This window comes from Halobacillus naozhouensis, from assembly GCF_029714185.1.
Classification (GTDB): domain Bacteria; phylum Bacillota; class Bacilli; order Bacillales; family Halobacillaceae; genus Halobacillus_A; species Halobacillus_A naozhouensis.
In genome coordinates this window covers 725876-745916 of the sequence record NZ_CP121671.1, presented here as the reverse complement: position 1 = coordinate 745916, position 20041 = coordinate 725876, and the positions used below count along the sequence as shown (strand labels likewise).

Below are 20041 nucleotides of genomic sequence, written 5' to 3'. Positions count from 1 at the left end.
TCAGGGAAATAACCCTCTATTGTTGTTCATATTATCATAAATGATGAACTGAAGAGAGACGTTGCAACAGGGAAAAAGGGGAAATCGGTGAGCCAAAATCGCCACTGTTTAGTAACTAAAATATCGTTAAAGTCTCTCCATCTCTTGACAAACCCTTGATCGGCCAGTATGATCACTATCAATTCGAACTTATTTACGGAGAGATAAAGATGAAAATTTATGTAGATGCAGATGCTTGTCCGGTAAAAGATATTATTATCTCTGAAGGTACGAATGAAGAGATCCCCGTTATCCTTGTTACCAGTTTTTCTCATTATTCTAATGCGGACCAACAATCAGGGGTGGAAACCATTTATGTTGATTCTGGCCCAGAGGCTGCGGATTATCGGATTATGAAGTTAGCAGAAATGGGTGACCTCATTGTTACCCAGGATTATGGCCTTGCTTCGCTAGCCTTAGCAAAAGGTTGTACAGTTCTTCATCATAAAGGGTTTATCTATACAAACGAGAACATCGACCAATTACTACAAACACGTTATTTGAGTGCAAAAGCTCGAAAAAGCGGAAAGCGTACAAAGGGGCCGAAGCCTTTTACATCGGAGGATAAGGAGAAGTTTAGAGACATTTTTAAAACAGCCATTTCAAAGTGAAAAAATGTTCAATCTCAAGCGAAACAGGGTACCCCACAAGTGTATTTCACTTATGAGGCACCCTGTTTTATTATCAAAACCTACGTATATAATCATTCACTTGAATGCTTCTCTAAGTAAGAATGTACAGTCTCATTTTACTGCTTAACAATCGCCCTCCGACTAAACAGTCATTTAATGACGACTGTTCCTGAAATCCAATCATAGATATTTTTCCTTTTTTTATTTGTAAATGGAATGAATAGATACAATATTATGGTGATATTGACGGCATTCAATATGATCAAAATGGTGATCCCCGAAAAATCAGTAGGAAGCATCAGCTGCCATATACCGAAATGGGCCACTTCCCAGGGTAGAAATTTGATTGCTGTTCGAACAGCTGAACGCCCTTTACCAATACGCCGCCCGCTATGATCAACAACACGGATGCTCATTTTCCTTTTTCCCCATGTCCCTTGCCATTTGGACTGTTCGCCTATAATAAAGTAAAGAGAAACGGGTAACGTTATCATTATAAAACCTGTCAATTCAGCGGTAACGGGAGAATTTGAGAATAAATAATTTATATACGATCGAAATACAAATGAAATGGTGCCTAAAACAAAAATACCGTATATAACAATAACAAGGTAATCTAACAGGAAAGCATAAATTCGCACTTTAAATGGGGCGTAAGACATATTAGCCAACTCTCCCACTTCAGTTTTTTGAAAAGCAACCTCACTTAGTAACCTATTACCATGAGCGGTTTTCACTCTACCGAACGATACAACCCGCGAAGAATGAGCAGAACCCTTTCTCTTGCAAAAGTGCTCCTTTTGACAAATGCCAATTATCCTTTGGCTTTTTTTGGCCAAACGAAATGACTAATCGCAATGACGAAATCAATGCCTAGTACCACTGTCCAAAGCTTTAATACTTTTTCTAATGCCTCCGTACGAGATGGATCACTAATAAAGAAAATTACGATGGCTAGAAAACCTGCCCCTATCACATAAGCAAGCACATGCTGACCCCAGCTTTTAAAATAATGCTTTGCATGGTCCATCCCTACACGCTTCTTCGGTGGCGGCCCTTGTCTGGTTATATAGTATTGAAACCGAACATCTGCCCATTCAATCATACTTTTACCGAATGCCACGGAGACTCCGATATAAACAGCAGCAATGGCATGGGCCATAGTAGCTGTAGATCCGCGGAATAAGTCTACACTTGTGGTGACTAATAAGATCAAATCAATCAATGGTGTTAAAGCTAAAAAGAATAAACCTAGTTTTTTAGATTTAAACACATACCGTGTAACTAAGCCTAATACAATAAACACCCAAAACCCAATTTCACTCGCAATAATCAACCAGCCAATTAAATTCAACTATGCTCACATCCCCTGCCTAGATTCAATACGACTACTTCCCTGTATTTATAAGACGTATGCTAATCTCACTGTTTTTTTAAAGCTTAAAGATACCGGCACGCAATATATATTCTTAAATATTGACCGTAATCCTTAAAACTAAAGTTTATTTTAAAATAACGGCTGATGATTCTTAAATAACCAGAGAGGATTCAGAAATAACTAGCGTGGATTCTCAAATAACAGTTTTTTTGCTCTATTACGTTACGACTGAATCAAGGAAAAGTTTCACACTTGTTTAATCGCTTTACCGATACATTTTAAAAAAGCGGGGTCTTTAATTCAAGAACTTCCTCTAGGTATTTCCTTTTTTGAATAACTCTCCCTCCTAGTTCTCATGAACGTGTTAATTGTTTAGCTCTCTGTTCTTGGCACAGTAATCCATGGATCACCCTTGTCTCTCAGCTTGTCAAAAATACGCTTATTTTTGTCTCTTAAAGATTCTTTACTATGGCTTTCTACACCCTCTTTTACCTCAGCTATCTTTCTTACACCCTTCTGCTTCCATTGCCTTAAAATCCCATCAATGTACTGGAAAAATAATTTATTTTGGCGTACAGCAATTTTCAAAGCTTCCATCACTAATTCTTCCGACAGCTCCTCACACCATTCTTTCATCATCTCTGCGATGAACGGAGTAACTGTTCCAATATTTTGTTCGTAAAAAGAATGGAGATTTGGGCCGACTACTTGTACTACTTCTTTCTGTTTCTTTTTTTGTTTAACTAATGGGGAATCATTACGGAAAGCACTGTAGTCCATTATTGTCTGCACGGAGATCATCTCGTAGACCGCACTCAAATTTGAACCCCTCGCTTTATGGATAATATAGCCTTTTTGTTTCAACTCATTTCGCGCTCGTTTGAAAGTCCCGTCACTCAAGCCTGCTTTCGAACATAACACTGATGCAGCTACCGTAAACTCCTTTTTCCACCCGGCTTTATTGTTAATGTGCAGAAGCGCATGCCATAACGAATTCGCTGATCCAGATAGCGGGTTAACCTCAAGCTGATTATAAAATGCATTGATTTCCTTTAAATAGTTCATTAGTAATTCCTCCTTGATATGGTCATGAAGGTCAGCCAGCTCTCTTTCTTAGTCGCTAGCTCCTTCTATACCTATAATCGTATGCCGCGCGGATCAGGTGTCTATGAAATTAAAATATAAAAAAGTATTTTTCCAAGGCTTCCTCCCAGGCCTTGCTCATCAAAAAGCTCCCCGTCAGATCCTGACGGAGAGCTTACTGAAAACGATATGGCCATTCATCGAGACCTATCGATGATTTAAAGCTCTAATGAGCAAGTAACAAATAAACCGTGCGACCATGCCCGCTGCGCATGCAATGATAATACTCATAGCAACATGATCTGTAAGAGATAAACCTACTTGAAACCCTACTGCCATCATAATACCTATGAAGAATCCCGCCATCAGTTTCTGGCTATTCGAAAAATCCATTTCAACCGTCCCTTCTCAGCCTTGTCTATTCAACAATCTGGATAGATGTTCTTGTATCTATCGTATCCCAATTTCTCCTAATAAAACCATTAAGGGGAGCGGCTTATTGCATTAGAAAAGGAAGGACCAGATCATTCCTGGCCCTTCCTTTACTGTTACCTATTTAGTACAGAAGTTCAGAACAGCCCTGTAAAAGCTGTTCTGATCCCATTTTTTATTGATATTACTTCTTTTGAAGAATGTCTGATTCTTGTTGGTATCCTTCTGGAATAAGTTCACCATCATTCATTCCGCACTCCGGACATTGGCACCAGATAAAAGCTGCCTTTTTGTCATGAAAATCCTTACGATCCACTTTCAAGATTTTCGCTTCATCGTGGAAACATTGTCTGCACCGCTTCTGTATCAACTCTCCTGATTGATAATCACTCACTATTATCTCCTCCAGATTAGGTGACTTCAACTAAATGGTAACATGTGAATCAGGTGATTAACATGTCTATCACCTAACAGTTTGATTACATTTTGAAGGTAAGGTAATACTTGCAGCAGATTATGATTTAGATGGGCGTTATATAATAGAAAAATTACACCTATACTAGATTAGCATACGCACAAGAAAGGGTATAGAAGGAAATATACACAATGCCATATAGGAGTGTCACAATGAAGGAGAAGTACAAACTTCAAACTATAATTAAAAAGTACAAAAATATGTCTAAACGAGAAAAATGGCATCAAATCTATTCTAACCTTTGGGTGACGCCGATCATCTATGCAGGCATCGCTCTGCTGCTTTTTGCTGTAACTGTTTGGGCCGATCTGAAGATGGAATTTGGGCAGATGATGCCCTCTGTGCTTAGTGCAGGCTTTCAATTAACCAGTACGATTCTGAGTACTTTAACAGCAGGGCTATTATCGTTAACCTCCTTCACTTTTTATGGTGTCTTAACGGCTCTGACTACCTTTGCCAGTCAATTCTCACCAAGAATACTCAAAAATTTCATGATGACGAGAGGGACACAACGAACTCTAGGAATCTTTATCGGGAGCTTCATGTATGTCTTGCTTTGTTTATTGTTCCTTAATGGGGAAACCACCTCACAATATTGCCTGATTCCGGTCACGGCCACCCTTTTAACTGCTTTATCACTAGGTGCTTTCACCTTTTTTATTAATCATATCGTTACCTGGCTTCAAGTATCCAATATGACCGGGGATATGAAACGCGAATCACTTAATATCATTAATAATTCCCTGCTTAGCGAGCTTGAGCCTTACAGGGTGAAAGATAACAATACAATTGTCGAACAAATCCCTAAGGATCAGGGGCATAGTATCGGGATTGACAATTCTGGGTATTTGCAAACTATTGATTTCGTTCCAATGATAGAACAAGCTAGTAAGGATGATCTTATTATTCACCTCGAATATAAAGTTGGAAACTTCGTCTTTGCTTCCACCCCCATCCTAACCTATTGGAAGAAAAACGAGACCACTACGATTGATGAATATAAGTATAAAGAGATGTTTCATATGGGAAAGAGCCAAACAGAAATTCAGGATATTGAATTCAGTATAAATAAATTTGTCGAGATTGCGATCCGTGCCCTGGGGAATGATGATCCTAAAACAGCGTCAGGGACCATTTATGAAATTGGCGATTTATTGATCAACATTTCGCAAAAAGCCAAATTTACACCTTATTTAACTGACAAAGACCAGAATCTTCGTCTCATTTTACAAAATCTCGATTTTGAAGACTACCTCTATATTGGGTTCGCTTCCATACGTCATTATGCAAGAAACAACGTGGTTATCACAGTTGAGCTTCTGAGGGTATTGGATGCGATTGCCCGAGGAGTCAGCAAACGAGATCACCACCATGTCTGGGACTTTGCCGTCTACACAGCTAGTGGATTCGAATATGAATATATGCATCATTTAGATCAAAAGAAGTTTTATGATGGGTTATATAATATCGCAGAAACAACAGGAAATAAGGATAACTATAAGAACCTGATTGAACATATATCCAAACAATCCGAAAGGTCTTATATGAAATATGATGAAAAATATTAAAAACATTTCAATAATATTAAGAAATCTACTTTATAAGGAAACTACGTTTATCTTCCCCATCTATTGAGGTATTGTACGAATAACTTATTTAAAGGAGGAATTGAAAATGGCAACTAACAAAAACACGAACAAAATGAGCTATGAGGAAGCCGGACAAAAAGGCGGAAACAAGACCTCCAGGGAACATGACAAGGAATTCTATCAAGACATCGGGCAAAAAGGCGGAGAAACGACTTCTCAGGAACACGGTAAAGATTTCTATCAAGACATCGGAGAAAAAGGCGGAGAAACGACTTCTCAGGAGCACAGCAAGGATTTCTATCAAGACATCGGACAAAAAGGTGGAGAAACGACTTCTCAGGAGCACAGCAAGGATTTCTATCAAGACATCGGACAAAAAGGTGGAGAAACGACTTCTCAGGAGCACAGCAAGGATTTCTATCAAGACATCGGACAAAAAGGTGGAGAAACAACTTCTCAGGAACATGACAAGAAATTCTATGAAGAAATTGGCGCAAAAGGCGGTAAACGAAGCAGCGGTAACAATAACCAATCATAATAATCTTAAAACGAAGGCCTGTTCTATTAAGGACAGGCCTTTTATTATCAGGGCTGCATAGATTTCCCGTAGTACTTTTAAACGTTACCCATCCAGGCGCTGAACTAAATGTCCACTTAAAAGTGACCAGTTCCACTAGCTAATGGTTAAAAAGCTGCTAATTAACAGGAAAGACTAAAAATACGCATAGCATTTCACTAAAACGAGGAGGGTTTATCTTGAGTCACATACCGCACACATCTAACTCCCTGTGGAGAGATTTACCAATTGAAACATTTCCGACACTTTCTGAAGATAGACAAGCTGATGTAACGGTCATTGGGGCTGGGATTACCGGGATTACAACAGCTTATTTGCTGACGAAACAAGGGCACAACGTGATTTTGTTAGAGGCCGGCAAGATTATAGAAGGTACAACTGGATATACAACCGCAAAGATTACCTCCCAGCATGGGTTAATCTACTCCCATCTTATGGAGACCTTAGGGGAAGAGAAGGCTAAGCTTTACTATCAAGCCAACCAGGACGCCTTAACGTTGATCGATCACATCCGCTCCGAGCATGATATCGACTGTGACTTTTCCTATCAGGATGCGTACGTTTATGGGGAGACCTCCTCATCGATAGAAAAAATAGAGCAAGAAGCGCAAGCATATGAAGCATTAGGTATAGACGGCGGGCTAGTACAGGACCCTCCTCTTCCCTTCTCCGTACAGTCTGCGATTAAGTTAAATGATCAAGCACAATTTCATCCCCTTAAGTATCTGAGGTTCCTGGTTCGAGAGCTGCAGAAAAAGGACACGCTGATCTTCGAGAACACTCGAGCGGTGGATATAGAGAAAGGCAGCCAACCCGAAGTAACGACAAGAGATGGCTATTCCGTTACTTCCGATCATGTAGTGATGGCTTCCCATTTTCCTTTTAAGGATATCGATAATATGTATTTTGCCCGTCTTCACGTCGAACGTTCCTATTCGATTGCCGTTAAAACTTCCAGTAAAATCCCAGAGGGAATGTACTTGAATGCAGACCAGCCTAAACGATCTTTACGTTATGCCAAAGACGATTCAGGTGAACCCCTCCTATTAGTGGGCGGCGAAAGCCACACGAGTGGACAGCACGACGATCCTCTTGCCCATTATGAGAACTTGTCCTCTTTTGCAGACGAGCACTTTGAAGTTAAGGACATCCCGTATCGCTGGTCATCCCAGGATCCAAGTACAATGGACAACCTGCCATACATCGGGCCGATTACAGAAAAGCAACCGAATATTTATGTCGCCACAGGGTTTGCTAAATGGGGAATGACGAATGGAACGATTGCAGCAACATTGATTAGTGATCAGATCAGACAGAGGAGTAATCCCTACAAAGAACTGTTTTCCCCATCACGTTTTCACGCTAAGCAGGATCTGAAAAATTTTACTAAAGAGAATGCGGATGTCGCAAAAGAATTTGTTAAAGGAAAGTTAAACCGAAAAGATAAGAAGCTGGAAGAACTCGAGCACGATGATGGAGCTGTTGTCCATTACAAGGGGAATAAAGTCGGAGCCTATAAAGATGCAGCCGGCAACCTGAGCCTTGTGGATACGACATGTACACATATGGGGTGTGATGTCTCTTGGAACAAGGCTGAACGGTCATGGGACTGCCCTTGTCATGGATCAAGGTTCACGACAGACGGAGAAGTAATCGAAGGCCCTGCCACCAAACCATTGAAAAAGTTATCTGAATAACAGCTCACTCCATACCAAGCAAGCATGGATTCCCCTAGTGGGGCGACGAGAATGGTAATCGTACGGGGGCCGTTATAAAATGTATATGCACAAAGAACGCTTACCCCCTCATTATTGGTAAGCGTTCTAACTATAAGTGTATTCATACGACTAAGCGTTACCTTTTTCAGCATATAAAACATGCAGAATAGCATTTAATTGGAAGGCTTTTACGTTATATCCTTGGGTCTCAAACCAATCAATGAGTTTTGAACGATCTGCATAATATTCATCCTGTATCGCCTCAATAGCTTCCTGATTTCCTTCCTGCTCATACCGGCTCAGCACTCGAACCTTCTCTTCTTCATTTTCAAACATCAGATCCGCTATCGCAATCCGACCAGACTCCATTAATACCCGATTCATCTCAGCCAGTGCCAATTCCTTTTCCTGATCAGGAATATGGTGTAAGGCATAGCTGGAAACGACAAAATCAGCTTGATGATCCATAACTGGCAGTGACAGAAAATGGCCGTGGCGCAAATCCATCTCAGGATACTTTTGAGAACAGACTTTTAACATTTCCTCCGACTGATCCACACCAATGATATTTGCTCCATTTTCTATGAATTTAGCAGCCAAATTACCTGTTCCCGTCCCTATATCTACTCCCCATTCCTCGGGCGCAGCCTTGATTAATTCGCTTACCTTCCCTAGCGCCTCCTGGTAATGCTCATGGACATTAAAACGATAGCCAGTCGTTTTAATACTTTGGTCATACTTTTTTGCCTGCTCATTAAAGTTCCATTGATCCTCCCAGCTTTTCCGCATCTGTTTCGTCACTTTAAGTTGATGTGCCAAAGTAAAGATATCCTCGGTCGTAAGTGTCGTTTCTTTTTGTTTAGATAGCATTTCATCTATAGTTGTAATCATGTCCTTGATTTGAAGCCACTCCTCATATAATGCTGAACGCTGCAGATTTAAATAGGCTTCTCGATCAACTTCCCCCTCCAACGCCCCTTTTATCTGCCCAGTTGACATTCCCACTTCTCGTAACGCCAAAATCGTTTGCAGTTTCCACAAATCCGCTTCCCCATAATACCGATAGTCATTTTCACCTTTTCGCGGCCTCACTAATTCCTTTTCTTCGTAAAACCGAATAGTTCTTGGCGTGGTATGTAAGACTTTGGCTGCTTCAGTAATTTTCATTATGTATTATCCTCCCTTTCTTTTACCTACTATAGAGGGTAACGCAGCGTAAAGGTAAAGGAATTTCAGAAAAAATTCCATAAGAAAAGAGCTTGATTTTACAAGCTCCTTCTCGACGACCGTGTATTCTTAACTCTTCGCTCACTTTTCTTACTATTGACTTGGACTCTTTTCCTTCGAATCACTAAATATGTCACGGTCCCTATACACCCATCAATAAGTGCAAATCCAAGCCCCATCCGAGTTGAGAATTCAAAACCGATAATCAATGTGTAAACATTTAATATTATAATAGCTGTTAATATCATGTAGCCTTTATTCTTATGATGAAGAAATATCGTAGAAAAAATAACTAATGCCAAACTAAAGGCTATTAGATGCCCTATGAAAGCTGTTGAATAAAATACAATATCGCTGTTCATGCTACCACCTCCACTTACAGCCGGTACTATTTTACCAACTTAACAGCTCATAAGGCAATAATCATGTTCGAGATCATACCGTGAAAAAGGAACGGCTGCAAGGAACTGCTTCTCCACTGTCTCTTCTTTCTTATAATTTTGTGAAGAACCAAGCAAGTCCCAAGACAGCGTCTGCCGTCGCCCATTTGAAAGACTGTCTTTTACAAAAAGGCATTATCACAGATACTACCTTAGTTAGATGTACTCTAGACTTAACCCAACATAAATGATTAGGGAAACAGCGATAAATCCCGAAAAAAACATAACCTTGTGAAACTTAGACCAGTTTTTCATCCAGCCCCAGCGTTTTCGGTTGACATCAATCCAGAAGAAATCCACTAAAACAGCTAATACAATGAGTAAGAAAGCTGAGAAAGTACCCATATCGTTGTGATCCTCCCATTTGGAAAATTTTGTCCGTTATTCATTTTATTATATCATAAAACAGACGTTTACTTCCAAATAGTTCCTATTTATATTTTCTCTCACCGTAACTTACCCACACTTATTCCCTGTCATTGTTATTCATCAACTGCCCGCGTGGAGCCTTGACAAAACAAATGGAAATCATTCATAACCTGAAAATTCCTCTGTACGGATATTGGCTTCGTTAGCTCCCGCCTCAGTCAGCATTTTACGCATATCTTGAACCATACCAGCAGGACCGGATAGATAGTAAATGGGGGCGCTAATATCTGGTACATGTCTTTTCAGCATATTGGCGTCAATAAAACCTGTTTCTCCATTCCATTCTCCGGCCTGAGTTTCAGTCATAACGGGTACAAATGAGAAATTTGAATTCCTTTCTGCAAAGCCCTTCAAATCGGTCATGAACGCTACATCTTCAGGCGTATTATTCGAATACATTAAGGTGATCTTGTGAGGCATCTTATCGTATGTCGCCTGAGCAATGATGCTTCGTACAGGCGTGATACCGATCCCGCCGATAATAAATACAGCCGGTGTAGTGTCAGCATTGTGCAAGGTGAAATCACCACTTGGCTCACTAAATTTCACTTCTGCTCCTTCCGGGAAATCCTTCAAAAGCTCTTTAAAAGTTGAATCAGACATGCGAGTGGCTGTCACCACATCTTTTTCAAACGGGGCGTAAGCCATTGAAAAGACGCGCTTTTTCTCTTCTTTCGTCACCTCTGAGTTGGCCAGGGTCATCTCACAATGCTGCCCGGCTTTAAATTCAAACCCCTTCGGCTTTTCCCAATGAAAAGCCATCGTATCGTTCGCTATTGTTTCTTTTTTTAGTAATTTAACATGATAAGTCGCCATGAGTTACTCCTTAACTGCTAGTATTTTTTTCGCATGATAGATGCTGACTTCAGTTACGTACTAGCCGCTTAATTGTTTATATCCTTTACCATTATGACGTGTCATATGTATTTAAATAAAACCGGTAAACGAGACTACTTGAAGTACTTAACGAAGATTGAATCTTGGGTAAATACCCCAATTGATATACTCCTTTTAATTAGAGAAAGCTTATCCATTGCCAATACAAAGTCCTTTTTGTAAAACATTACAATTTGCCCACCTTTTAACATTACTTTTTTACTGTTTTGTAATTTTCTGAAATAAAAGAAAGGAATTTGTAACATAACGACAGAAATACTTGTTAAGAGCTTTAAAAAAGGGAGAGCAGTCGAATCTCTGCTCTTTTTGTACACGAAAAGGAGGTATCGAGCACTATTAACCATAAGCGAGTAAGAACTTTTATACATAAACACTGGTTTTCTATCTTTTTTATGCAATTGGGTCTTATCCTTTTTATTACATTGATTGGTTTAATGAATTTAACTTCTGCAACGAATGCTTACTTCACCGATACAGAAGTGGCCTCTGGTACTATTGCGGCGGGAACATGGGAAATTGAAAATGAGAATGCGGAGCCAGTCAACGAGGATACACAAAAAACACCCGATCAAGATATCAAGCAGAAATCCTCTGTTCCAGAAGCCAAACAAAAGTCCACTGACCAAGAAGACAAGCCAAAGAACAAGGAACAACCAGAGACAAAAGAAGTAAAAAAGGATCAAACTAAAACAACAACAGATGAGCCAGACCTAACAGAAAAAGACACTACAGATAAAGAAACTTCAGAAAAAGCCCAGGACACGGAAGAATCTATTCAAAATGAATCGGCCAATAATAGTCAGTCTGCGGAGAAGAAACAGGATGAAACGGCCCAGGAAAATTCAAATGAAATGGACGCTGGAGATAAAAAACAATTGCTTAAAAGTGAGGAGAAAAAATGAGATTCCGTACTCTTAAAAATTGGCTAAGCAGCGCAGTGACCACTCTTCTGTTTATTCTATTAATTTTTATGGCTTTTGTGGTTATTTCCTCAAAAGTGTCCGGTGGCGAACCCAATATTTTTGGTTATCAATTTAAGACGGTTTTATCAGGTTCGATGGAGCCAGCTTTTCAAACGGGATCGATTATTGCAATAAAACCCGTTAAAGAATCAACCACATTAAAACAGGGTGAAGTGATTACTTTTAAGACCGACAAAGGCACAACCGTCACTCACCGGATCAACGAGGTTAAGGGTACTGATAATTACCCCGTATATATTACAAAGGGCGACAACAACGAAAATCGCGATTCGAAACCCGTTCTCCCGAAAAATGTTGAAGCTGTTTATACCGGTTTTACAGTCCCATTTGTTGGTTACCTTTTACACTACGCTCAATCGAAAGAGGGCAGTGCACTACTGGTAGTCCTGCCTGGAATTTTGCTCATCTTCTATTCAGTCACCATGATTTGGAAAGCCTTTAAGGAAATCGATGAGCCTGAGAAAAAGAAAGAAGCATCCACAACTGACGCTTGATATCCCTCTAAAGGGGTTCAAAATATTAAAGCTCACCTATTCCCAGAATAGGTAGGAAAAGGAGAAGGTTAAAGTAATGGGTATTAAAAAGAAATTAAGTTTAGGCCTTGCATCAGCAGCCCTTGGACTATCATTAGTAGGAGGTGGAACGTACGCATACTTCAGTGATCAAGAAGTATCCAACAGTACATTCGCGGCTGGGACCTTGGACCTTTCCACGAGTAAAGCAAATATAATTAATTTGGATAGTATGAAGCCAGGCGATGAAATTATTAGGGAGTTTTCTCTAAATAATATAGGTAACCTTGATATGAGTGAGATCATTCTAGAATCGAATTATAGTGTAACTGATGTAAATGGGGATAATACAGGTGACTTTGGTGAACAAATTGAGCTAAGTTTCCTCATTAATGACTCGAAAGATTATACAGTTGTCTATGAGACCACTTTAGCGGACCTTTCAGAAGAATCCCTTAACCTTGTAAGAGAAAATGTAATTGACCCAGAAGTTGACGGCCACGGAGCTGGGTTAGAAGCGGGCGAATCCAACTTATTCGCTGTCAAGTTTGAATTTGTTAACAAGGATGAGCCGCAAAACCAATATCAAGGAGATTCTATCAATCTTAAGTGGACGTTTAATGCTAAGCAACAAACTGGCGAGTAAGTCTACCCAATGAGTGATTATTCGTATCAAAAAATCTCAAATGGGTTTATTCGTATTTGAGTACATACTTTGGGATATGTCGGCAAAATCGAAAGGGCAATCTATTTTTCAGTATTGCCCTTTTTAAAATTATCTACCTTTTTTAGGGGGGGAATGAAGCCTATTCGAGCTATTTAAATTTGATTGGATAGAAACACTTATTTATGGAGGTGAAGAACCTTTTTGCTTATTAGCTTATTAAGGTATAAATCTACCTCTTTGTACGAAGGTGTGCAACTGAAATTTTCAGGATCCTGGGAGATTTATAGATAACCTCTCCATATTTCAGCTTTATATTATTTTTCGCTCCAACGGAAAAAGCGTGACGCCAGGATGACAGAAACAATTCCGATCCCAATCAGCACACTGACTTCTAAGCCGTAGTCCGTAATGGGAGCTTCATTCCATGTTCCCCTCAGTAATTGAATGACATAGTAAAGCGGCAGGGCTTTGGCTGCATATTGAAGAACGGTGGGCATGAATTCTAGTGGAAAGGTAGCTCCAGATAAAAATAGCATCAGGTTCAGGAATAGAGCACTGATCGCAGCAGCAGCCTGTGTATTTTTAGCAAGAGAGGTCACAAATAATGCGAATGGGAAGAAGGCCAAAATACTAATGATCAATCCGAGTATCGTACTCCAAATATAGTCTGGAAGCGTAAGATCATACATGAGCATGCCGAACACCATGAGCAGCATGGCCGATATGAAGAAAATCACAGTTCCCTGAAACGTATGGGCGGCGAGAATTTTCCACGGTTGGAGCGGGGTAGATTGATAACGTCTTAACACACCTGTTTCCCTATATCCGGCTAATACAGTGCCTAGGGTGAAGAATGATGTGGTAACGATGTTAACACCGATCCAGGAAGGAACAAACATTTCAGCGAAAGCCAGACCGCTCATTTCACCTCCCACAAACATGGAACCGAAGAGCCAAATCATAGCAACCGGGAATAAAAACGTCCAAAACACGTTAAGTCGATCCCTAAAAAACATTTTAGTTTCGATGCCAGACAGTTTTATAATGGCTTTCATCTTATTACCCCTTTTCCAAGTAATGTATGAACAAATCATCTAGTGATCCTTTTTCAAACTTAAAGTCTAAAAGTGCGACTTCGTTTTCCTGACAGTAATGAAACAGATGATAAGCAGTCTGTTGCCGATCTTCGCTAACGAGGACAAACTGCTCCCCTGCTTGTTCAACACGTACGACGCCAGGCAATGCCAGCAAGTCATCATAGTCCAGCCTATCGCTTTCGACGATGAGGGATTGACCGGCGATTTGGTGCAGCAATGCTTCAGGCGTATTGAGAGCCTTCAACTGCCCGTTATAAATCATGGCAACACGATCACAAAGTTTCTCGGCTTCCTCCATATAATGCGTTGTCATGACAATCGTAGATCCTTGTTCCCTCAGCAGGCGGATCAATGACCACATTTCCCTGCGCGCGTGAGGATCAAGCCCCATACTGGGTTCATCTAGAAACAGCAGTTCTGGCTTGTGCAGGGTCGCAAGCGCGAGCGTGACACGCTGCTGCCAGCCGCCAGATAAGTCTTCAAAGTGAGCGTTCATTTTTTCATCTAATCCTAATAACTCAGTCAGGTAATCCTTCTGGGTTGGTCCTTCATAAAAAGATGAAAAAAGGTCTAACGCTTCTTTTACTTTCATTTTCTTTTGGATGGCCGTCGCCTGAAATTGAACACCAATCCGCTTGTTTAAATCTCTGAGGTGCTTACTGGGAATAAGTCCAAGCACATCAATGCTGCCCTGGGTCGGCTTACTTATTCCTTCAAGCATTCCGAGTGTGGTTGTTTTCCCTGCCCCGTTTGGACCGATGATGCCGAAGATTTCCCCTTTTTGTACTGAAAACGATATGTCCTGAACAGCCTGCACCTCGCCAAAAGACTTGGATACATTTTCGACGGTGATTACATGTTCCATGGTTCCCTCTCCCTATAATAATAATGTGATCGCACAGCTCTTGTAGTAATACGTTCGATGTGTGGGAAAGTTTCATGAATTTTTCAAAAACAAAGCCTCTCACCAATTTAAACTGATGGGAGGCTTTGTCTATTATTCTTTTTTTCTAATATTATATTTCCAGGCCTGATCTTCATCCATCATCCGCTTCGCCGCGTAAATGAGGATAAATTGAATAAAGATAATTGGCAGTCCCATTAATCCTGAGATCACTTCTAACGGTGCTAATCCGCCAATCCGCATCAGAACAAGGGCCACGCCTGTAATAACCACAGAAATTACAATACGCAGAAGCTTTGGTGGTTCATGTTTACTCATGTCCCTCGTGCTGGTATATGCCGCTACCGTGTATGTCGTGGAATCAAGCGTTGTCGTTAAGAAAATGAGGGCAACGATCATAAAGATGATGATTGAGATAGCCCCAAATGGAAGGGTCGATAAGATCTCTGGGATCGCGGCCATTCTTGCTTCTTCCTGAACAAGTTGTAAAATTGACCCATCTCCCGTGAGATATTTGTGAACCCCTAGGCCGCCAAGTACACCTGTCGCCATCCAGGAAAGCAGGGTTGGGGCGAGCAGATATGTCAGAATCATTTCTTTGATCGTTCTGCCTTTTGAAATTTTCGCAGCAAATACGCTGTGAAGCATGGCCCATGTCGCACTATAGGCAAACCAGAAGACGGTGTTGCTTTGCATGTGTGAGGTTTGTCCTTGATGGACCGACTCTGTGTTTAAAGAAATCGTTAGATAATTAGATAATAGAAAAGAAATAGTGTCCGTAAAATAGCTTAATATAAACACTCCAGGACCTGCTACCAGAATAAATAAAGCGAAGATTCCTGCTAAGTACATATTAAGTGTACTTAACCGTTTGATCCCTTTATCAACTCCTAGATAGGCACTGAGTGAGAATAGCAATACCCAGACGACTGTGACAATAATGGTCATGGTAAAGTTTACTTCTATACCTAAAAGATTCGATAAGTTATGAGTTATAATCGGTGTCCCCAGCCCTAACGTTACGGCTGCACCTGATAGAATACTAATTAAAAATAGGATGTCGAGCATTTTTCCGCCCCATCCATCAGTAAAACGATCACCGAAGACGACTCGACAAGCTTCAGATATCCTCATCAACGGCCGTTTTTTAACGTGCAGGATATACCCCATTGCCGGAGCGGCCATCACAAAAATAGCGAAAACCTGGAATCCCCATAAAAACATACTGTAGGCATTTCCCCACAGAAGGGCTTCTGCGGAACCTGGTTCTACCCCTATTGGAGGATCGTTCGCTACCGACGTCCATTGGAGCATCCCCGTTCGCATAATCGTCGAACCAACCCCCATGGCAATCAGAATCGACGCATACTCAAAGAATGTAAAGTCAGGCTTTTCATTCGGATCCCCGAGAACCACCTGACCATATTTAGAAAATGATAAATATAATCCTGCAGCGACAAGAATAATGCCATACCAGAGATAGCCCCAGCTGAACACCTCTACAATATAATCAAAGATAGAATTTAGTAAGGCTAATGATTCTGCCTCATATAAGGCAAAAGGTATGCTGATCCCGATTATAATCAATAATGCGGGCACAAATATTTTGTAGTCAATTAAGTTTTTACGATTCATCTAATCCTCCTCTGTTTGTTCTTTCACGGTGCCTCCTCTTCTTCTACCCGCTTAAGAAAAGTTTATAACAGAGAAAATTACATAAATTAAAACGGACCTTCCCTAATCAGGGAAAGACCGCTTGTTTTATGCTTATGATCAGCTTTTCATTCCGCAATCATGCAAGAATATTTCCAGTTGACTTTAAACTAGTCCTCCGTTTGAAGTGTAGAGATATATTGTTTCACTACTTCCAAAACGTAGCCTTGATTGGCCGCTGCTGTATTGGGGTTGTATTCCCCGCCATTCGTTTTATTATTGGAAAGAATTCGGATCGCCAGGAAAGGAACCTCATAAGCTTTAGCGATTTGTGCAGCTGCAGCACTTTCCATTTCCTCAACAGATGTCCCGTATTTTTCATGGAACCATTGAATCCGGTCTATTTCATTATTCCAGACATCAGCAGAGCCGATCGTTCCCTCGACCACTTCGCCTTTTGTGTATTGATCTTTCACGGCGTTAGCCGCTGCGAGTAGATCCTGATCTCCCTCGTAATAACGGATGCTCTCTGCATCAGGGTCTTCCCCTGCACTCCCTTCAGACGCCATTAAATCCATCGGCTTCCATTCTTTTGGAGCGATTCCTTCCCCATCTTTTCTATGACCCGTCTTTAATGAACCTATGTTCGTCGTTCTTTTTCCTAACACAATATCAAACACATGTAATTCAGGGTCATGACCACCAGATGTTCCTTGATTGATGATCGCAATTGGATTATATCTTTCAATGGCTACAGCTGTGGCAGCCGCTGTGTTCTCCATCCCTTTCCCCGTTTTCGCAAGAATTACAGGATAATCGTCGATCGTTCCCTTATAAAATTCAAACGTTCCTGATGTTTCTTTTTCCATATTATCCAGTTTCTCGAGAAGTTTCTCAATCTCGATCGGCATTGGTCCTTCAATTAATATCGGCCGCGGTGTTTCTTCCTGCTGAGCAGCTGTAGATTGTGAAGAAGATGAGCACCCTGCCAGAACCGCCAATACGAATACAGTTAAAATGGCTGCTTTCAAGTACTTGTTGAGCATGTTGTTGTTCATAACTGTTCCTCCTAGATGTTTGATCTACTCGAAGTATTGCCCGAATAAAAAGATCCAGAATGTGTAGAATGGCTTCTACCTTCCAGACCTGTAGGAGTCAGAGTATGTATAGCTAAGCAAAAGTAAAATATATGCCAGACTTGCAGCGGCAAAAAAGCCGAGCAGTTGCTTAATACTTTAACTCGTAGTCCAGTTCTTTCATTGGGAACGTGGTAGAGACACTCAGACCATATTACCGAGCATATACGAGTAATGATATTTAAAATGATTACGATCTTAATATAGCAAATTCTTAAGCAGGGATCAACAAAAACATGAACATTATTTCACCTTATTAACATATTGTTCGTGTTTAAGGTTATTAACCCCCTCATCTCGGTAAACTGATTTTTTTCGTGGGAATCGTTCATTCATGACCATGAATGGTATAGTAGTGATGTATACCAGCAGATATCCACTGGACGTTTTGATGAAGTACGACTTTAGTAAAGGAGTTCATGTTATGGCAGAAGAACAGAAGAGCAGCCTTAAACCATTTATATCGCTTATCCTTTCAACTAACATTCCAAAATTGGCCTTAACTTTGGGCTTGATCGGCAGTCTTCTGACGACAATGGTGGGCCTTACTATCCCGCTTTTAACAAGGGAAATGGTCGATGGCTTTTCCGTCGATTCGTTGAGTATTGCCCTGATTCTCCTCATTGGCGCCGTGTTTATTATTCAGGCAGTGATTGATGGCTTTTCCACCTATGCTCTCGCCTATGTGGGCCAAACGATTGTGGCCAAGCTAAGGGAGAAGATGTGGTTCAAGCTGATTCGCTTGCCCGTGGGTTATTTTGATACAAAAACGAGTGGTGAGTCGGTCAGCCGGGTCGTGAATGACACGGGGATCGTGAAAGATTTAATCTCCCAACACTTTCCCCAGTTTATTACAGGCATCATTACAATCATCGGCGCCATTATCATCCTTTTTATTATGGACTGGAAAATGACGTTGATTATGCTGATTTCGGTTCCGATCACAACGCTGATTATGATTCCTCTAGGAAGGAGAATGGCGAAGATTTCTCGCGGCCTGCAAGATGAAACAGCCAGCTTTACAAGCAGCATTCAGCAAACGCTAAGTGAAGTTCGATTAATGAAGGCGTCTAATGCGGAGAAGTACGATGAAACAAAGGGAATGACAGGCATCAACAGCCTGCTTTCTTACGGATTAAAAGAAGGGCGAATATTTGCCTTGATTGGCCCTCTTATGTATCTCGTTATTATGGCCGTTATTGTTGTGATAATCGGCTATGGAGGTATTCGAGTGGCAGATGGAACGATGACCACCGGGTCTCTGGTCGCTTTCTTACTTTACTTGTTTCAGATCATTTTTCCAATCACTTCATTCACGATGTTCTTTACTCAGCTGCAAAAAGCGACAGGCGCTACAGAGAGGATCATCGAGATTCTGGATGAGGATGTGGAACTCGGCCAGACAGGTAAATCGATCGATATCACGAACCTTCCTATTCATGTGAACCAGCTTTCCTTTTCCTATAACGGCAAGGACCAAATATTAGAAGACGTATCCTTCGATGTCCAGCCGGGCATGATGGTCGCCTTCGCTGGCCCAAGCGGCGGTGGAAAAACGACACTATTCGGCTTACTGGAACGGTTTTACGAACCAACGTCAGGCGATATCACAATTGGAGATACCTCCATAATGGAGCTATCGATGAATTCATGGCGTAGACAGATCGGATATGTTTCCCAGGACAGTCCTATGATGGCAGGAACCATCCGCGAAAACCTCTGCTATGGCTTAGAAAATCCTGAAACCATTTCCGATGAAAAGCTGTGGGAGGTAGCCGAGATGGCGTATGCTAAACAGTTTATTAACGAATTTCCGAAAAAGCTGAACACCGAAGTAGGAGAACGCGGGATCATGCTTTCCGGTGGACAGCGACAGCGAATTGCCATCGCACGCGCCTTTCTGAGAGATCCAAAAATCCTTATGATGGATGAAGCGACCGCCAGCCTCGATAGTCAGTCAGAAAGAATGGTCCAACACGCCTTATCCCGATTGATGGAAGGGCGCACCACTTTCATCATTGCGCACCGATTATCAACGATTGTTAACGCAGATCAAATCGTGTTTATCGAACAAGGAAGAATTACAGGGATAGGCACTCATCATGACCTGGTCCAGTCTCATGACTTGTATAGTGAGTTTGCAGAGCAGCAATTGAGATGAAGGATTTGAAAA

21 protein-coding genes and 1 riboswitch are annotated in these 20041 nt (G+C 41.1%); of the genes, 8 read left to right on the top strand and 13 right to left on the bottom strand.

The annotated features are described in order from the left end of the window. Nucleotides 1-209: 209 nt before the first annotated feature. Nucleotides 210-650 (top strand): YaiI/YqxD family protein, encoded by a 441-nt coding sequence (locus P9989_RS03935; RefSeq protein ID WP_283077519.1) that lies wholly within the window; start codon nucleotides 210-212, stop codon nucleotides 648-650. A 170-nt stretch (nucleotides 651-820) separates the two neighbouring features. Here P9989_RS03935 and P9989_RS03930 read toward each other — a convergent pair whose 3' ends face one another. The 5 genes from P9989_RS03930 to P9989_RS03910 all read right to left on the bottom strand — a co-directional run bounded on the left by P9989_RS03930 (nucleotide 821) and on the right by P9989_RS03910 (nucleotide 3958). Next, on the bottom strand, nucleotides 821-1510 hold the full coding sequence (locus P9989_RS03930) for an RDD family protein (protein WP_283077518.1): 690 nt from the start codon (nucleotides 1508-1510) through the stop codon (nucleotides 821-823). Next, entirely contained in the window at nucleotides 1486-2025 is a 540-nt protein-coding gene (locus P9989_RS03925) for a hypothetical protein (RefSeq protein WP_283077517.1), read from the bottom strand. Before P9989_RS03925 ends, P9989_RS03930 begins: the two co-directional genes overlap by 25 nt. A 396-nt stretch (nucleotides 2026-2421) precedes the next feature. Beyond that, complete coding sequence (locus P9989_RS03920; protein WP_283077516.1) at nucleotides 2422-3114, bottom strand: DnaD domain-containing protein; 693 nt, start codon at nucleotides 3112-3114, stop codon at nucleotides 2422-2424. A gap of 225 nt (nucleotides 3115-3339) precedes the next feature. Beyond that, the gene (locus tag P9989_RS03915) at nucleotides 3340-3525 is read right to left on the bottom strand and encodes a hypothetical protein (RefSeq protein ID WP_283077515.1); all 186 of its coding nucleotides are present in this window, start codon (nucleotides 3523-3525) and stop codon (nucleotides 3340-3342) included. 223 nt (nucleotides 3526-3748) lie between these two features. Continuing rightward, entirely contained in the window at nucleotides 3749-3958 is a 210-nt protein-coding gene (locus tag P9989_RS03910; protein WP_283077514.1) for a hypothetical protein, read from the bottom strand. 233 nt (nucleotides 3959-4191) lie between these two features. On the opposite strand from P9989_RS03910, the gene P9989_RS03905 reads away from it, so the two are divergent. The 3 genes from P9989_RS03905 (at nucleotide 4192) to P9989_RS03895 (ending at nucleotide 7902) form a co-directional block, all read left to right on the top strand. After that, nucleotides 4192-5607: a DUF2254 domain-containing protein gene (locus P9989_RS03905; protein ID WP_283077513.1), complete on the top strand. Its 1416-nt coding sequence runs from the start codon at nucleotides 4192-4194 to the stop codon at nucleotides 5605-5607. Between the two features lie 106 nt (nucleotides 5608-5713). After that, nucleotides 5714-6166: a KGG domain-containing protein gene (locus P9989_RS03900; RefSeq protein WP_283077512.1), complete on the top strand. Its 453-nt coding sequence runs from the start codon at nucleotides 5714-5716 to the stop codon at nucleotides 6164-6166. Nucleotides 6167-6384: 218 nt separating this feature from the next. Then, nucleotides 6385-7902 carry an FAD-dependent oxidoreductase gene (locus tag P9989_RS03895; RefSeq protein WP_283077511.1) on the top strand — a complete coding sequence of 506 codons (1518 nt, stop codon included), beginning with the start codon at nucleotides 6385-6387 and terminating at the stop codon, nucleotides 7900-7902. Nucleotides 7903-8052: 150 nt separating this feature from the next. Here the strand turns inward: P9989_RS03895 and P9989_RS03890 are convergent, their stop codons facing one another. The 4 genes from P9989_RS03890 to P9989_RS03875 all read right to left on the bottom strand — a co-directional run bounded on the left by P9989_RS03890 (nucleotide 8053) and on the right by P9989_RS03875 (nucleotide 10835). Beyond that, complete coding sequence (locus P9989_RS03890) at nucleotides 8053-9090, bottom strand: MerR family transcriptional regulator (protein ID WP_283077510.1); 1038 nt, start codon at nucleotides 9088-9090, stop codon at nucleotides 8053-8055. 98 nt (nucleotides 9091-9188) lie between these two features. Next, nucleotides 9189-9512, bottom strand: a complete 324-nt coding sequence (locus P9989_RS03885) for a hypothetical protein (protein ID WP_283077509.1) — start codon at nucleotides 9510-9512, stop codon at nucleotides 9189-9191. A 234-nt stretch (nucleotides 9513-9746) separates the two neighbouring features. Next, nucleotides 9747-9935 carry a hypothetical protein gene (locus P9989_RS03880; protein WP_283077508.1) on the bottom strand — a complete coding sequence of 63 codons (189 nt, stop codon included), beginning with the start codon at nucleotides 9933-9935 and terminating at the stop codon, nucleotides 9747-9749. A 183-nt stretch (nucleotides 9936-10118) separates the two neighbouring features. Next, the gene (locus tag P9989_RS03875) at nucleotides 10119-10835 is read right to left on the bottom strand and encodes an FAD-dependent oxidoreductase (protein WP_283077507.1); all 717 of its coding nucleotides are present in this window, start codon (nucleotides 10833-10835) and stop codon (nucleotides 10119-10121) included. Between the two features lie 515 nt (nucleotides 10836-11350). Between P9989_RS03875 and P9989_RS03870 the strand changes: the two genes are divergently transcribed. From P9989_RS03870 to P9989_RS03860, 3 genes are all read left to right on the top strand, one after another. Then, the gene (locus P9989_RS03870; protein ID WP_283077506.1) at nucleotides 11351-11818 is read left to right on the top strand and encodes a SipW-dependent-type signal peptide-containing protein; all 468 of its coding nucleotides are present in this window, start codon (nucleotides 11351-11353) and stop codon (nucleotides 11816-11818) included. Beyond that, on the top strand, nucleotides 11815-12393 hold the full coding sequence (sipW, locus tag P9989_RS03865; RefSeq protein ID WP_283077505.1) for a signal peptidase I SipW: 579 nt from the start codon (nucleotides 11815-11817) through the stop codon (nucleotides 12391-12393). The genes P9989_RS03870 and sipW overlap by 4 nt, the downstream gene beginning before the upstream one ends. Nucleotides 12394-12469: 76 nt before the next feature. Further along, complete coding sequence (locus tag P9989_RS03860) at nucleotides 12470-13057, top strand: TasA family protein (RefSeq protein ID WP_283077504.1); 588 nt, start codon at nucleotides 12470-12472, stop codon at nucleotides 13055-13057. A 335-nt stretch (nucleotides 13058-13392) separates the two neighbouring features. Here the strand turns inward: P9989_RS03860 and P9989_RS03855 are convergent, their stop codons facing one another. From P9989_RS03855 to P9989_RS03840, 4 genes are all read right to left on the bottom strand, one after another. Then, nucleotides 13393-14133, bottom strand: a complete 741-nt coding sequence (locus P9989_RS03855) for an ABC transporter permease (protein WP_283077503.1) — start codon at nucleotides 14131-14133, stop codon at nucleotides 13393-13395. Nucleotides 14134-14137: 4 nt separating this feature from the next. Next, entirely contained in the window at nucleotides 14138-15040 is a 903-nt protein-coding gene (locus tag P9989_RS03850; protein WP_283077502.1) for an ABC transporter ATP-binding protein, read from the bottom strand. Nucleotides 15041-15172: 132 nt separating this feature from the next. After that, entirely contained in the window at nucleotides 15173-16714 is a 1542-nt protein-coding gene (locus tag P9989_RS03845; protein ID WP_283077501.1) for a BCCT family transporter, read from the bottom strand. Between the two features lie 188 nt (nucleotides 16715-16902). Beyond that, on the bottom strand, nucleotides 16903-17790 hold the full coding sequence (locus P9989_RS03840) for a 5'-methylthioadenosine/S-adenosylhomocysteine nucleosidase (protein ID WP_283077500.1): 888 nt from the start codon (nucleotides 17788-17790) through the stop codon (nucleotides 16903-16905). A 165-nt stretch (nucleotides 17791-17955) separates the two neighbouring features. Continuing rightward, a riboswitch (purine riboswitch) is annotated at nucleotides 17956-18059 on the bottom strand. A gap of 233 nt (nucleotides 18060-18292) precedes the next feature. Here P9989_RS03840 and P9989_RS03835 point away from each other — a divergent pair. Beyond that, nucleotides 18293-20029 carry an ABC transporter ATP-binding protein gene (locus P9989_RS03835; RefSeq protein WP_283077499.1) on the top strand — a complete coding sequence of 579 codons (1737 nt, stop codon included), beginning with the start codon at nucleotides 18293-18295 and terminating at the stop codon, nucleotides 20027-20029. Nucleotides 20030-20041: the final 12 nt, after the last annotated feature.

What these genes read in the sequence shown, in the direction of transcription:
- P9989_RS03935 (WP_283077519.1), top strand. Translation starts at nt 210, where the DNA reads ATGAAAATTTATGTAGATGCAGATGCTTGTCCGGTAAAAGATATTATT.
- P9989_RS03920 (WP_283077516.1), bottom strand. Translation starts at nt 3,114, where the DNA reads ATGAACTATTTAAAGGAAATCAATGCATTTTATAATCAGCTTGAGGTT.
- P9989_RS03915 (WP_283077515.1), bottom strand. Translation starts at nt 3,525, where the DNA reads ATGGATTTTTCGAATAGCCAGAAACTGATGGCGGGATTCTTCATAGGT.
- P9989_RS03905 (WP_283077513.1), top strand. Translation starts at nt 4,192, where the DNA reads ATGAAGGAGAAGTACAAACTTCAAACTATAATTAAAAAGTACAAAAAT.
- P9989_RS03900 (WP_283077512.1), top strand. Translation starts at nt 5,714, where the DNA reads ATGGCAACTAACAAAAACACGAACAAAATGAGCTATGAGGAAGCCGGA.
- P9989_RS03890 (WP_283077510.1), bottom strand. Translation starts at nt 9,090, where the DNA reads ATGAAAATTACTGAAGCAGCCAAAGTCTTACATACCACGCCAAGAACT.
- P9989_RS03885 (WP_283077509.1), bottom strand. Translation starts at nt 9,512, where the DNA reads ATGAACAGCGATATTGTATTTTATTCAACAGCTTTCATAGGGCATCTA.
- P9989_RS03880 (WP_283077508.1), bottom strand. Translation starts at nt 9,935, where the DNA reads ATGGGTACTTTCTCAGCTTTCTTACTCATTGTATTAGCTGTTTTAGTG.
- P9989_RS03875 (WP_283077507.1), bottom strand. Translation starts at nt 10,835, where the DNA reads ATGGCGACTTATCATGTTAAATTACTAAAAAAAGAAACAATAGCGAAC.
- P9989_RS03870 (WP_283077506.1), top strand. Translation starts at nt 11,351, where the DNA reads ATGAATTTAACTTCTGCAACGAATGCTTACTTCACCGATACAGAAGTG.
- sipW (WP_283077505.1), top strand. Translation starts at nt 11,815, where the DNA reads ATGAGATTCCGTACTCTTAAAAATTGGCTAAGCAGCGCAGTGACCACT.
- P9989_RS03860 (WP_283077504.1), top strand. Translation starts at nt 12,470, where the DNA reads ATGGGTATTAAAAAGAAATTAAGTTTAGGCCTTGCATCAGCAGCCCTT.
- P9989_RS03855 (WP_283077503.1), bottom strand. Translation starts at nt 14,133, where the DNA reads ATGAAAGCCATTATAAAACTGTCTGGCATCGAAACTAAAATGTTTTTT.
- P9989_RS03850 (WP_283077502.1), bottom strand. Translation starts at nt 15,040, where the DNA reads ATGGAACATGTAATCACCGTCGAAAATGTATCCAAGTCTTTTGGCGAG.
- P9989_RS03845 (WP_283077501.1), bottom strand. Translation starts at nt 16,714, where the DNA reads ATGAATCGTAAAAACTTAATTGACTACAAAATATTTGTGCCCGCATTA.
- P9989_RS03840 (WP_283077500.1), bottom strand. Translation starts at nt 17,790, where the DNA reads ATGAACAACAACATGCTCAACAAGTACTTGAAAGCAGCCATTTTAACT.
- P9989_RS03835 (WP_283077499.1), top strand. Translation starts at nt 18,293, where the DNA reads ATGGCAGAAGAACAGAAGAGCAGCCTTAAACCATTTATATCGCTTATC.